This window comes from Niveibacterium microcysteis (assembly GCF_017161445.1).
Taxonomy (GTDB): domain Bacteria; phylum Pseudomonadota; class Gammaproteobacteria; order Burkholderiales; family Rhodocyclaceae; genus Niveibacterium; species Niveibacterium microcysteis.
The window spans coordinates 4060636-4073509 of record NZ_CP071060.1 but is presented as its reverse complement, the minus strand read 5'-3'; the positions used below and the strand labels follow the sequence as shown (position 1 = coordinate 4073509).

Genomic DNA, 12874 nt, shown 5'->3' with positions numbered 1-12874 from the left:
GCAACGCTGACAGGCGCGGCCGCGTGGTCGGCCGGACTACGCGATCAGAGCCCCAGCGCGCTGCGCACCAGGCCAAACACCTTGGTGTTGTCCATCGTGCCCTTGAAGCCCGCATTGCCGGCACCGGTGGACATCAGCATCACGTCGCCGCCGCCGTGGGTTTCGGAACCCATGCGCACGCCGGTTTCCTGCAGATAGTCGTCGTGCAGCGCCTGCGTCGCGTCGGCCGCGCCGGACACGATGCTGGTGCGCACATCCTTGCGCGTCGGGCCGTTGCCGAACACCAGCGTGGTGTAGGTGTTGCCGTCGGCATCCAGGTTCGGCGTGTTGTCCTTGTACGAACGCGAGATGTCGAGGATCGGGTTGCCACGCTTCGAATAGCCGTTGATCGTCATCGTGTGGTCGTGGTCAGCGGTCACGACGATCAGCGTGTTCTTCAGGCCCGGATCCTTCGCCTGCATGGCGTCGAGCGCGGCCTTGATCGCATCGTCGAAGGCTACCGCGTCTTCCAGCGCGCGCTTGGCGTTAGTGCCGTGCAGTGCGTGGTCGATACGACCGCCTTCCACCATCAGGAAGAAGCCCTTCTGGTTCTTGGCGAGCACGTCGATGGCCTTGGTCGTCATCGTCGCGAGGCTCGGCTGGTCGAGGTTCTTCTTCACGCGGTCCAGTTCGTAATCGACGTGGTCCATGTGGAAGAGGCCGACCAGCTTGCTGGTCTTGCCGGCGTCGATCGCGGCAAGCGCGGTGCCGGTGTCGGCGTAGGTGTAGCCGGCGGTCTTGAACTCGGTGACGAGGTCACGACCATCGATACGCTTGCCACCATTGGCCTTTGGCAGGAAATGGCGGCGGCCGCCACCCATCAGCACGTCGAGGCCATCCTTCAGCGCCGCGTTGTAGCCGACGCCGCCCGGCACCGCTTGCGCCGCGATGTCGTTCTCGGCGTCGCGGTGGCAGATGTGGGCGTACGTGGCGGCTGGCGTGGCGTGCGTCACGCGGGTCGTCGTCACGGCGCCAACAGCCTTGCCGGCGGCCTTGGACAGTTCCAGCAGTGTCGTGGCCGGCGTGCCGTTGCCGGTTGCGGGGCAGGTGCTGCTGCCGTCGGCGGCCGGTGCCTTGGCGACGGTGTCGCTGCTCATCGACAGCACTTCGTTGTTCATCTTCACGCCGGTCATGTAGGCCGACATCGACGGCGCCGAGTCGGTCGTCTGCGCGTCGTTGGAGAAGGTCTTGATGCGCGCGGTGCGGCGCAGGCTTTCCATGTTCAGCGCACCGGTTTCGCCGTACTTGTAGATGCGGGCTGCGGTGACGGTGGTCGGGCCCATGCCGTCGCCGAGGAAGAAGATCACGTTCTTCGCCTCGCCGGCCGCATGCACGGTGCCGGCTGCACACAGCAGCGCGGCGATCAGGGTTTTCTTGATCATGTTGAATCCTTGCGGTGATGCTGGGGCGGTCACAGGCCGGCCGCCGCTTTGACGAGGCCGAACACGGCGGTGTTTTCGACGAAGCCGCCGAAGCTCTCTGCGCTCTTGCCGGTCGCGCCGATGAACACATCGGTGCCGCCGTGGGTTTCAGAGCCCGCGCCCATGCGCACCGCCGCTTCCTGGTGGTAGGTGCTGGCGAACACGACGTCGTCGGTCAGGTCGGTGAAGGTCGAACGATTGCCCGCCGGGCGGTTCTCGCCGTTGCCGAAGCCGATGATCGTGAAGGGCTTGCCGTCGGCATCCTTGGCCACGCTGCCGTCGCTGTAGTTGCGCAGCAGGCCCAGCACGCCGGGGTTGCCGGCGCTGGTCTTGCCGGTGCGCTTGGCGTAGCCGTTGAGCACCAGGGTGTGGTCATGGTCGGCGGTGACGACGACCAGCGTGTTCTTCAGCGTCGGGTCGGTCTTCTTCATCTCGTCCAGCGCGGCCTTGATCGCGTTGTCGAAGGCGATCGTGTCCTGCAGCGCCTTCTTCGCGGTGGTCTCGTGCAGCGCATGGTCGATACGGCCGCCTTCCACCATCAGGAAGAAGCCCTTCTCGTTCTGCTTCAGGCGCTGGATCGCCTTGACCGTCATCTCCGCGAGGCTCGGTTCCTTGACCGGATCGCGGTCAAGGTCGTAGCTCATGTGGCTGGAGGTGAAGAGGCCGACGAACTTGCCGGCCTTGGTCGCGTCGATCGCGTCGAAGCCGGCGCGGTCGGTGGCGACGGTGTAGCCCGCGGTCTTCAGCTCGGCCGTCAGGTCACGCTTGTCGGCGCGCTTGCCGCCAGCGTCGGTGGTCAGGAAGAACTGCTTGCCGCCGCCCAGCACCACATCGATGCCGTCCGCCAGCTTGGTGTTGTAGCCCTTGCCAGCCGGCACCATCGCGGCGGCGATATCCGCTTCCGCGTCGCGGTGGCAAACATGCGCGTAGGTCGCAGCCGGCGTGGCATGCGTGACGCGGGTGGTGGTTACGACACCGGTGCCGCGGCCAGCCGCCTTGGCGAGCTCAAGCAGCGTGGTAACCGGCGTGCCGTTGGCGGTGCCGCAGTTGCTGGTGAAGTCCGCATTCGGGCTCTTCGCCACGGTGTCGGTCGACATCGAGATGACTTCGTTGTTCATCTTCACGCCGGTCATGTAGGCCGACATCGACGGCGCGGAGTCGGTGACCTGCGCATCGTTCGAGAAGGTCTTCACGAAGCCGGTTTCGGGCAGCGTGTCCATCGTCAGCTCGCCGTCTTCGCCCACCGAATAGATGCGCGCGGCGGTGGTCGTGGCGATGCCCATGCCGTCGCCGAGGAAGAAGATGACGTTGGTCGGCGTCGGTTTCGCGACCACCGGCGGTTCCGGTGGTGTGCTGTCCTTGCCACCGCAGGCCGCCAGGGTGGCGGCGGCAAGCAGCGACAGCGTGAGGGTGTGGAAGCGCATTGCGCAAAGCTCCAGAGATGAAACGGAACGCGGAGGGTAGGCTGCGCAGATGACAGTAAAACTGTCGCGCGGGTTACGACAAGATGACAGGCGCGACCGCGCCGAGGCCGGAACTAGCCGCGACAGCGCGCGGCGCGGGCCTGCAGCAGTCTGCGCTCGCGCTGGTTGCGTGCGAGGCTCGCGGCGTGTTCGAACGCGGCGGCGGCCTCGGCCAGGCGGCCGAGCCGTTCGAGCAGATCACCGCGCACCGCCGGCAGCAGGTGATAGGCCTGCAATGCCGGGTCGGCCTGCAGTGCGTCGACCAGCGGCAGTGCGTCGGCCGGGCCGTACGCCATCGAAAACGCCACCGCGCGGTTGAGTGCGACCACCGGCGACGGATTGCGCTGTGCCAGGGTGTCGTAGAGGCTGACGATGCGCGCCCAGTCCGTGTCCTCGACGCGTGCGGCGCGCGCATGGCAGGCAGCGATCGCCGCCTGCAGGGTGTAGGGCCCGGCGTTTGGCTGCAGCGCTTCGGCGTGGGCCAAAGCAAGCAGGCCGCGCCGGATCAGCAAGGCATCCCAGCGGCTGCGATCCTGATCCTGCAGCAGGATCGGTTCGCCGGAGGCTGATAGCCGTGCAGCAAAGCGCGAGGCCTGGATCTCCATCAGCGCGACGAGGCCGAAGACTTCAGGCTCGTCCGGCATCAGCCCTGCAAGCACGCGCCCCAGGCGCAGAGCCTCTTCGCTCAGCGCAGGGCGCATCCAGTCGCTGCCCGAGGTGGCGGCATAGCCCTCGTTGAAGATCAGGTAGATCACTTCCAGCACCGACGCGAGGCGGCCCGCCAGCGCCTCGCCGCGCGGCACTTCGAAGGGCACGCGGGCCGCCGCAAGGCTGCGTTTGGCGCGCACGATGCGCTGTGCAATCGTCGCTTCCGGCTTGAGGTAGGCGCGGGCGATTTCATCCGTGCTGAGGCCGCCCATCACGCGTAGCGTGAGCGCACAGCGCGCCTCGGGCGGCAACACCGGGTGGCACGCGGTGAAGATCAGGCGCAGCACATCGTCGCCCACGCCGCCGCGCAGCGCATCATCGAGCTTGGCCTCGCGCGCTGCGTCGGCTTCGTCGCTCGCGACGGCATGCTGAAAGTCCAGTTCGCGCGCCACGTCTTCGGCCTTTCCGGCGGCAATCTGCTCATGACGCAGGTGATCCAGCGCGCGGCGCTTTGCCGCTGTCGTCAGCCAGGCGCCGGGCTTGTCCGGGATGCCGGCCTGTGGCCAGTGCTCCAGCGCGGCGACGAGCGCATCCTGCGCGAATTCCTCGGCCAGGCCGACATCGCGCACGATGCGCGCCACCGCACCGATCACGCTGGCGGCTTCGATGTGCCAGATCGCCGCGATGGCGCGGTGCGCGTCGTGCTCGGCCATGGGCGGCTACACCCGCTCTGCGCGCACTGCGCCACTGCCGGCCGCCGCATCTTCGGAGATCCGCGCGGCCCGCTCGACGCTGAAGGCGCCGCGGTGTGAGGCCGCATGGGCCAGCAATGCGGCAATCAGCGCGGCGAGCGTGGCAATGACGAGCAGTACGGTGACAGGGCGCATGTGCTTGCCTACGGTGGGTGCGCGGCGCGAGCCGGGCTCAGTCCGCATTGCAGGGCGCACATTCGCGTACCTCCACGGTGGCCCAGTTCACCGCCGGGCAGCGGTGGGCGATGGCGATCGCCGCCTCGCGATCCGCGACGTCGAGCCAGAAGAAGCCGCCCACCATTTCCTTGGCTTCAGCGAAGGGGCCGTCGCGCACCTGAAGCTCGCCCTCGGCGGCGCTGATCCGCACCGCGTGGTCGTCGATGCGCAGCGATTGCGCGGCACGCAGCACGCCTTCGCGTTGCAGCGTATCGGCGTAGGCCATCATGCTGTCGTAGAGCTCACGCGCGCGCTCGGGCGAGTTGGCGGCGCGCGCACCGCGCTTCTCCACAATCATCAATAGGTAGCTCATCGTTCGTCGCCTCAGGCGGTGGCGTCCGGGCAGCCCTGGGGCATTGCGGCCGCGATCTGTTCGGGGGTCAGGTCGCGGATATGCGTTGCGACCGACCACTGGTGGCCGAACGGATCCACCAGCTTGCCATAGCGATCCCCCCAGAACATGTCGGCCACCGGAAGCGTGACTCGTGCGCCGGCTTCGATGGCACGCGCAAAGGTGGCATCGACGTCTTCGACGAACAGATGGATCGTCACTGGCGATACGGTGCCGGCTTGTGGCCCGACTGCGCCAAAATCCGGGAATTCGTCGTTGAGCATCAGCGCCGAGTCGCCGATCTTCAGCATGGCGTGCATCAGCTTGCCGTCCGGGCCCGGCAGGCGTCCGAGCGTCACGGCGCCAAACGCGCGTTCGTAGAAGGCGATCGCCTCGGACGCATTACGGCAAACCAGATGCGGCGTGAGGCTGTGCATGCCTGCGGGGATCTTTTGCACTGCAGTGTGAGGGGTGTTCATGGGGCTCTCCTTGCCTGGGGTTGGGTGGGAGCACGAGCGGCTCCTTCTGCACGACGCGCGAGCATCGCGTAATTCGACATCCTGCTGCTCAATTCTTGCTGCCGATGCCAAGCGCTTCGAAACGGGACAGCGCATCGGAGGGCGGAAAGGCTTCAAGGCCCATCAGCGGGCGTACTTCAATTTCCGCGGGGCGGCTCCCGCCTGCCGGGTTCGGGAAGCGGCGCGTCCATTCAAGCGCCTCTTCGCGGCTGCGGGCCTGAATCAAGGTATAGCCGGCAATCAGTGATTCGGCTGGCGCGAAGGGGCCGACGAGCAGTTCGCTGCCGGCTTCGCCGTAGCGCACGCGCCAGCCTTCGGCGCTTGGGTACAGGCCCGAGGCATCGAGCAACGCGCCGGCGCGTGCGAGGTCTTCGTGGAAGGCGGCCATTTGCGCGATCAGCGATTCGTCCGGCATTGCGCCGTTCTCGGAGTCGCGGGAGGCTTTGACGAGGATGAGGTATCGCATGGTGGGCTCCGGTTAGATCCCGGCACGGCGCGCCGGGTACATCCGTACGACGCGCGAGCGGTCACGAAATCGACACCCGCTGCCGACATCCTCACCCTGCAAGGGTGTCCTCGCCCATGGCAAACTCGGATGTCTCGATACCCGCTTCAAGGAATGCCCATGAACGACCTCAGCCAGTTCGCCATCACCCGCAAATGGCCCGCGCAGCATCCGGAACGCATCCAGCTCTATTCGCTGGCAACGCCCAATGGCGTGAAGGTCTCGATTGCGCTGGAAGAGACCGGCCTGCCGTACGAGGCGCACAAAGTGAGCTTCGAGACGAACGACCAGATGTCGCCGGAGTTCCTGTCGCTGAATCCGAACAACAAGATCCCGGCGATCCTCGACCCGGACGGCCCTGGCGGTAAGCCGCTGGCGCTGTTCGAGTCCGGAGCGATTTTGATCTACCTCGCGGCGAAGTCGGGCCAGCTGATGCCGGATGATCTGGCCGCACGCTACGAGACGCTGCAGTGGCTGATGTTCCAGATGGGTGGCATCGGCCCGATGTTCGGCCAGCTCGGCTTCTTCCACAAATTCGCCGGCAAAGATTACGAGGACAAACGCCCGCGCGACCGCTACGTCGCCGAATCGAAACGCCTGCTCAAGGTGCTCGACGAGCGCCTCGCCGGGCGCGACTGGGTAACGGGCGACCAATACACGATCGCCGATATCGCGATCCTGCCCTGGGTGCGCAACCTGATCGGCTTCTACGGTGCCGGCGAGCTGGTCGAGTTCGAACGCTTCCCCAACGTGCGCCGCGTGCTGGATGCCTTCCTGGCGCGTCCGGCGGTGGCGCGCGGGCTGACGATTCCCGCCTGATCGGCTGCAGCGTCAGTGCCGCCGCCACTGCGCCTCTGCGGTCGCGAGGCTCTGTGCGGCAATTTCGCGGCAGGCCGCGTCCAGCGTGTCGCGCAGCACCGGTGGGGTGTCGCCGAGCCAGGTGCGCAATGGGTGCAGCTCGCTCTGCCAGGCGAGCGGCAGTCGCTGCGCTAACGCGTCACCTGCGCGGACCCAGTCCCAGTGGCCGCGCAGGTGCAGGCGCACCGGTAGCTCATCCAAGTTGGTCGGCTGCGCCCCTTCGGGCACGAAAGCGATGCCTTCGAGTGCGAGTTGCAGCGCCGGTGCCGCCGGTGCGGCCGAGGCTTTCAATTGCGGATGGCCAGTGATGCCCTGGTCACGCCAGGGTGCCGCCTCGCCCTGAGACAGTGCGGCTTGTAGACAGGCGCGCAGGGATGCGGCGTCCAGCGCCGGCGTTTTGTGCAATGTGATCGCAGCGTGCGTCGGCACTTCGGCCGGCCCCTGGCTACGCCCTTGCGCACGCGCGAGCAATTCCTGGCCGCTCGCGACTACGCCGCCTGCAACCGCGCCGGTCGAGAACAAGGCCGCGCAGGACAGCAGCATCTCCGGCGTGCAGGCGCCGGTCTGGCACAACGCACACGGCAAGGCGACCAGACTTCCGCCGACCAGTGCCGCATCGCTCAGGCGCGAGAGGAATCCGCTTGAACCCGGCTCCACCGAAATCACCGGCAACGTATCTGCCACGCTGATGGCGACCGATTCGTCAATGCGCCCAAGCGGCACCTGATCGCCCAACCAGGCCGCAGCCGTTGTCAGCGCATCGCGCGCCGCCGGTGCGGCGCTGAAGCCCTCGAAGCGCAGCTTGCCGGCCTCCTCAGTGGCCAGCACCAGCATGGCCGGATACTGCGTCGCATCGCTGCGTGCCAGCCGCAATGCGGTGTAGGGCAGGCTCAGTTGCGGGCGTAGCACGTCGCCATGACGGGTCAGGAAGTAGAGATGCTTCTCGCCCAACCACAGCCAGCCGCTCTCGTCGACCAGGCTGCCCAACAAGCTGAGTGCGCCGGCATCACGCAAGCCCGGATGCCAGCTCACCGGCACGCGGAAACGCAGTTGGCGCTCGTCGATCTCGATGCGGCCCACGTCAACGCGCAGGGTGCCGACCGGGCTCAAACCGTGCCGCACCACGCCGCACACCTGTTGCCCGTCGCGCGCCAGCGCGTCGGCGGTGGTGAGCACGATCAGATAGGCGGCGTCATCGGGTGGCTCAATGAGATCCAACCGCGCCGCGAACACATCGGCCAGGGCTTGCGTGGCGCAGGCGCCGTCGGGTGCGGCGGCGGTGATGCGGCGGCGGATCTGGAATTGTGCGTCAAGCACCAGCAGCGTGGGTTCGAACGCGAGCATGCGAAAGTCCGGCCAGCGCTGCAGCATTGAGCCCGGCTCCGCACTGCGTTGGCTCGCGACCACGATCTCGGCCGGGCGTTTGAGTTCGGCGATACGAAACGCGGCGAAGAAGCTCTTGCCGCTATCGAAGGCATGGGCGGGGGATGCGGGGCTGATCGTCAGCGACTGTGTGCCGGCCTCTGCGAGCGTCGCGTAAGTCAGCTTGGCGAGTGAGGCGCAGCAGTCAGGGGCTGCCGCCAGCGCCGCAGTCAGTTCGGCAGGGACGCGGGCATGGGTCTCGAACAAGGTACCGCCGTCGCTGCCCGGCCGGATATCGACCGAAGCGCAACCCGCCAGGCCCACGATCACCATCGCCCACACACCGCGCCACACGGCTCTGCCCTCATTCCCCCAAAGCGAGGCTTCGCTTTCATTCTGGAAGCGCCAACCTAGGTGAACAAGCCGCGCCTAAAGCGGGTTTGCGCGCGGTCAGCCAGAGGGGCCGAGCGCTCCACTCGTTGAATGGGGCCTCTTGTGGACGTTCGGCGGGCGTTCGATCGACGGCAGTTCAGCGTGAGCGAACGCCACGACTCGCCATCGTGATTCCAAAACACACTCAGCGGAATTGCCGTAACGCTTAAGGCCGAATGTGCACCATGCCGCACAGGGGAATACGTCTTTGATGGATTGGCTTGGCGGCGGCGCTAAGCTTTTATGCCTGCAAAGGCAGCCGGTTCTGTTTCCGTGCTGCGTATTGTTGATCCCATTTATGGAGCCCTGAGTTGTCGGGCATCCACTCCGCTAACGGTTTCGCTACCCATGACTATTTGTCGTTTCCTTGCGGCAGGCTTTGCTGCCCTATTGGCTAGTCCCCCCACCTTTGCCGCACAGCCGCCCGCAAAGCCTTCTGTCGAGGCGTTCTTTGCAGTACCGGCGCTGTCCAGTGCGTCCATTTCTCCATCGGGGGACTACCTTGCACTCCGCGTCCGAAATGCAAATGGAAGGATTGCGCTTGCTGTCGCCGAGTCGGGGAACTTGAAGAAGACCACGACACTTGCGAACTTTCGCAATATGGACGTCATCAGCGTTGAGTGGATAAACAATGACCGATTGCTTTATCGCACCGCGGACAAGCAGGGGGATACGTTTGGCGTCAGCGTGTTTGCGGTGAATCGAGATGGCACTCGCGAGCGTCGTATTCAACTTGGACCGGCCCGGATACTCGGCACCAAGGGGGACGGCAGCTCCTACGTGATCATGAAGGAATACCTCATCAATCATCTTGATTGGAGCAGCGATAGTTCGAAGCTCTATGCGCTAGACACACTGGACGAACGCTCATACCCGATGACGACGGGAACTCAGCCGCCGCATATTCGTTCCTGGATTGTTGGCGTTGATGGCACCGTGAAGTACGTTATCTGCAGCTGGAAGGGGATAAGGACGATCTACCGTTGGGCTGATGAGCAGTGGAGCAAAGTCACCGAGTACGACATGTACAAGGGCGTTGGTGTTACGCCCATTACGGTGGATATGGATGGGAAGGTCTATGGAGTCGTGGAGCGAAGCGGCGGCACGACGGCGGTCCATCAACTCGATCCCGCCACGTTGCGCCCCGCCGCTGAGCCTTTTGTTGAGATTGAAGGTTTTGACTTCGACGGCCATCCCGTTTTTGATGCGAAGACGAGCAAGCTACTTGGCGTTCGCCACTTAAGCGATGCGTGGAGCACCACCTGGGTCGATCCGGGCATGGTCGAGATTCAGCGCAGGGTCGATGAGAAGCTTCCGCAAACCATCAATACCGTGCGATGCGGCGATTGCGCGGCCACGCCCGTGTATCTCGTCGAGTCGGTATCTGACCGCCAGCCGGAACAGTACCTTCTGTTTGATCCGAAAACAGACCGTCTGACCGCGTTGGGATCCGTTCTGCCGGATATCGAGCCCGAGCAGGTCGGAAGCCGGGAGTTCTCAAGGTTCAAGGCCTCGGACGGCCTGTCAATTCCGGTGTATGTGACGCGCCCTGCGGGCGGGGGGGCTGGCCCACACCCGGCCATCGTTCTGGTTCATGGTGGTCCTTGGGCCCGTGGCGCGACGTGGGAGTGGTCAACAGAGGCGCAGTTTTTCGCTTCGCGCGGCTATCTGGTCATCGAGCCCGAATTCAGAGGCAGCACCGGCTTCGGGTTCGCTCATTTCAAGGCTGGCTGGAAGCAGTGGGGAAAGGCGATGCAACGTGACGTCGCCGACGCTACGAACTGGGCGATCGCGCAAGGTCTTGCGGACCCCAAGCGGATTTGTATTGCCGGTGCGAGCTATGGGGGGTACGCAGTACTGATGGGGCTCGCTCAAAATCCGGAGCTATTCCGCTGCGGCGTGGAGTGGCTTGGAGTGACCGACATCACTTACATGTTCCGATACACACTGTCCGATGCGAGCGACGAGACGCGGGAGTATGGCCTGCCTGTTCTGGTCGGAGATCCTGATAGCGAAAAGGACACGCTGATCAGCATGTCGCCGGTCTCGGTAGCAGAGAAGATCCATCAGCCCTTATTGATGGCCTATGCTGGTGCTGATAGCCGAGTTCCCGTGGATCACGGGAATGCGCTACGTAGCGCTATACGAGGTGTGAACGACAAGGTCGAGTGGCTTTTCTACGCCGATGAGGGGCATGGCTGGTTCCACGAGCCGGTACGCATCGACTTCTGGTCGCGGGTGGAGAAGTTTCTGGATCAGAACCTACGTGGCACCCCAAGTGCTGGAGCCCATTGAGGGCCAATGCTTTGCCGAGTGCAGCGGCTCCGTAGCTCGTCGCTAGCCGGCGGTGAGTTGGGCGTAGAGCTGCGGTAGCCGTTGCGGCAGTTCCTGCGGGTCGCGGATCACGACGAAGCCGTGCGGGCCGAAGAGGTGGGGCAGGTAGTCGGCGCCTTCGCGGTCGATCGTGACGCAGAAGGGGCGCAGGCCGGCGCGGTGGGCTTCGCGCACTGCGGCGGCGGTGTCCTCGATCGCGAAGCGGCCTTCGTAGTGGTCGATGTCGTTCGGTTTGCCGTCGGTCAGCAAGAGCAGCAGCCGCATGGCGTTGGGGCGTTCGCCGAGCACCTTGGTGGCAAAGCGCAGCGCGGCGCCCATGCGGGTGTAGTAGCCGGGCTTGAGGGCCTGCACGCGGCCGCGCGCGGCGCCGTCGTATTCCTCGTCGAACTCCTTGATGGTGTGCACCCGCACATGGTTGCGCTTGAGTGACGAGAAACCGTAGAAGGCGAACGGGTCCCCAGTGGCGTCGAGGGCCTCGCCCATCAGCAGCAGGCTTTCGCGTACGACGTCCACGACCTTGTGGGTGTCGCTGACATGCGCATCGGTGGAGAGCGACAGATCGGCCATCACGAGGCAGGCGAGGTCGCGCGCGGCGCGCACCGGTGCTGCGTACACGCCGGGCTCCGGCTGTACGCAGCCGGCGGCGCGCTCGGCCTGCCAGCGCACCAGCGCGTCGAGGTCCAGTTCGGGACCGTCCTGCTGGCCGCGCAGCCAGCGCCGCTGTGGCGCCAGCGCGGAAAACTGGGCACGCAGCCGGCGTGCGGCACGGCGCAGCGTTTCGGGCAGTTCGGTGTTGCTGGCGTCGCGGGCGCGCATCGGTTGCACGCGCACGCGGTCGTCGACCAGCGCGCGGCGCTTCCAGTCCCATTCCGGAAAGGCAAGGCCGGGCCCGAGCGGCAAATCGTCCTGCGCCGCGGCGGGCAGATCGAGATCGAAGCGGACTTTGGCGGTGGAGGTTTCGCCGCCGCGCGCCACAGCAAGGGTGTCCATCTCGCGCGCCGCGCTGGCAGCATCCTCATCGCCTTCGTCGGTGGCGCGGTTGACCCGCACATACTCGGCCCACGACAGCAGGCTCTCGGCGCGGAAGGGCAGCACGAAGCCGTCGCGGCCGTCCGGCAGTTCTTCACGCCGCGCCTGCTTGCGTTCGCGCAGCGCGGCGTTTGCCTCGTTGCCGGGTTGCGCATCATCTTCGGCTTCGGTTTCGGCGTGCAGGGGCTGCGGGGGCGGCGTGTCCAGCGCGGGCATCAGCCATAAGGGCACCGCGTGCGGGTCGCGCGTCGCAGCCGGCAGCGCAATGACGCTGCCGGGCGTGAGGAGCGCGGCGCGGATCGCCTGTTCGGCGGCGGCTTCGTCCGGCGGCAGCCGGGCTGGATCTGGGCGCTGCGCCAGATGCGCATCGACCAGGCGGCGGTAGCGCGCCGCGAGGCCCGGGTAGCGCGCAAGGACTGCCGCCACGGCCTGCTGGTTGAGCTGCAACCAAGCGTCGCGCGCGGCATGGGTGCGGGTGTCGGCCTTGTCCCATTCGATTGGGCGCATCAGCACCAGCACTCGCGCGATGTCGCGGGCGCGAGCCCAGAGCGTGGCATCGGGCCGGGCTGAGGGTGCCGGTGCGTCCGCAGCGGCGGGCTGCGCCGGCAAGGGCTGGCGGCTGACTTCGCCGGCCAGTGCGATCAACCACAGGTAGAGCTCGCGATTACGGGCACGTTCCGGGAACAGCGCGATGCGTTCCGGCAGGCGCAGGGTTTCGCTGTCCAGCGCGGCGTGGGTGGTTTTGTCGCCGGTGGCGGCGATGTGGTCGATCAAGCGGCGACGTGCGCTGTGGCGGGTCTCGCCAGCGCTTGCCACACGCAGGCCCGGCTCGCCGCCGAATGCACGCAGCAGTGGGCCCGCAAGGTTGGCGACTTCGTCGAGTTGCACCGCGGCCTCGGGGTAGCTGCGGTTCGCGATTCGGGTGATGAAGCGGTGCCATGCGGCGCCTACGACTTCTTCCATCGC

General features: G+C 66.0%; 11 protein-coding genes. 2 read left to right on the top strand and 9 right to left on the bottom strand.

Translation table 11 applies throughout. From position 1 onward, the window contains the following. Positions 1–44: 44 nt before the first annotated feature. The 7 genes from JY500_RS18545 to JY500_RS18515 all read right to left on the bottom strand — a co-directional run bounded on the left by JY500_RS18545 (position 45) and on the right by JY500_RS18515 (position 5854). The gene (locus tag JY500_RS18545) at positions 45–1421 is read right to left on the bottom strand and encodes an alkaline phosphatase (protein WP_246479689.1); all 1377 of its coding nucleotides are present in this window, start codon (positions 1419–1421) and stop codon (positions 45–47) included. A gap of 29 nt (positions 1422–1450) precedes the next feature. Then, on the bottom strand, positions 1451–2884 hold the full coding sequence (locus tag JY500_RS18540; protein WP_206254116.1) for an alkaline phosphatase: 1434 nt from the start codon (positions 2882–2884) through the stop codon (positions 1451–1453). Between the two features lie 113 nt (positions 2885–2997). Continuing rightward, complete coding sequence (locus JY500_RS18535) at positions 2998–4284, bottom strand: RNA polymerase sigma factor (protein WP_206254115.1); 1287 nt, start codon at positions 4282–4284, stop codon at positions 2998–3000. A 6-nt stretch (positions 4285–4290) separates the two neighbouring features. Next, complete coding sequence (locus JY500_RS18530) at positions 4291–4458, bottom strand: hypothetical protein (RefSeq protein WP_206254114.1); 168 nt, start codon at positions 4456–4458, stop codon at positions 4291–4293. 37 nt (positions 4459–4495) lie between these two features. Continuing rightward, entirely contained in the window at positions 4496–4852 is a 357-nt protein-coding gene (locus tag JY500_RS18525; protein ID WP_172203321.1) for a YciI family protein, read from the bottom strand. Between the two features lie 11 nt (positions 4853–4863). Further along, a complete protein-coding gene (locus JY500_RS18520; RefSeq protein WP_172203320.1) occupies positions 4864–5349 on the bottom strand; it encodes a VOC family protein in 486 nt (161 codons plus the stop codon). Between the two features lie 88 nt (positions 5350–5437). Next, entirely contained in the window at positions 5438–5854 is a 417-nt protein-coding gene (locus JY500_RS18515; RefSeq protein ID WP_172203319.1) for a YciI family protein, read from the bottom strand. Positions 5855–6013: 159 nt separating this feature from the next. Between JY500_RS18515 and JY500_RS18510 the strand changes: the two genes are divergently transcribed. After that, entirely contained in the window at positions 6014–6712 is a 699-nt protein-coding gene (locus JY500_RS18510) for a glutathione S-transferase N-terminal domain-containing protein (protein ID WP_206254113.1), read from the top strand. A gap of 12 nt (positions 6713–6724) precedes the next feature. Here the strand turns inward: JY500_RS18510 and JY500_RS18505 are convergent, their stop codons facing one another. Further along, positions 6725–8467, bottom strand: coding sequence for a MalM family protein (locus tag JY500_RS18505; protein ID WP_206254112.1), 1743 nt, complete (start codon positions 8465–8467; stop codon positions 6725–6727). A 642-nt stretch (positions 8468–9109) separates the two neighbouring features. On the opposite strand from JY500_RS18505, the gene JY500_RS18500 reads away from it, so the two are divergent. Then, positions 9110–10840: an alpha/beta hydrolase family protein gene (locus JY500_RS18500; protein ID WP_206254111.1), complete on the top strand. Its 1731-nt coding sequence runs from the start codon at positions 9110–9112 to the stop codon at positions 10838–10840. 42 nt (positions 10841–10882) lie between these two features. Here the strand turns inward: JY500_RS18500 and JY500_RS18495 are convergent, their stop codons facing one another. Then, positions 10883–12871 (bottom strand): nitric oxide reductase activation protein NorD, encoded by a 1989-nt coding sequence (locus JY500_RS18495; protein WP_206254110.1) that lies wholly within the window; start codon positions 12869–12871, stop codon positions 10883–10885. Positions 12872–12874: the final 3 nt, after the last annotated feature.

What these genes read in the sequence shown, in the direction of transcription:
- JY500_RS18545 (WP_246479689.1), bottom strand. Translation starts at nt 1,421, where the DNA reads ATGATCAAGAAAACCCTGATCGCCGCGCTGCTGTGTGCAGCCGGCACC.
- JY500_RS18540 (WP_206254116.1), bottom strand. Translation starts at nt 2,884, where the DNA reads ATGCGCTTCCACACCCTCACGCTGTCGCTGCTTGCCGCCGCCACCCTG.
- JY500_RS18535 (WP_206254115.1), bottom strand. Translation starts at nt 4,284, where the DNA reads ATGGCCGAGCACGACGCGCACCGCGCCATCGCGGCGATCTGGCACATC.
- JY500_RS18530 (WP_206254114.1), bottom strand. Translation starts at nt 4,458, where the DNA reads ATGCGCCCTGTCACCGTACTGCTCGTCATTGCCACGCTCGCCGCGCTG.
- JY500_RS18525 (WP_172203321.1), bottom strand. Translation starts at nt 4,852, where the DNA reads ATGAGCTACCTATTGATGATTGTGGAGAAGCGCGGTGCGCGCGCCGCC.
- JY500_RS18520 (WP_172203320.1), bottom strand. Translation starts at nt 5,349, where the DNA reads ATGAACACCCCTCACACTGCAGTGCAAAAGATCCCCGCAGGCATGCAC.
- JY500_RS18515 (WP_172203319.1), bottom strand. Translation starts at nt 5,854, where the DNA reads ATGCGATACCTCATCCTCGTCAAAGCCTCCCGCGACTCCGAGAACGGC.
- JY500_RS18510 (WP_206254113.1), top strand. Translation starts at nt 6,014, where the DNA reads ATGAACGACCTCAGCCAGTTCGCCATCACCCGCAAATGGCCCGCGCAG.
- JY500_RS18495 (WP_206254110.1), bottom strand. Translation starts at nt 12,871, where the DNA reads ATGGAAGAAGTCGTAGGCGCCGCATGGCACCGCTTCATCACCCGAATC.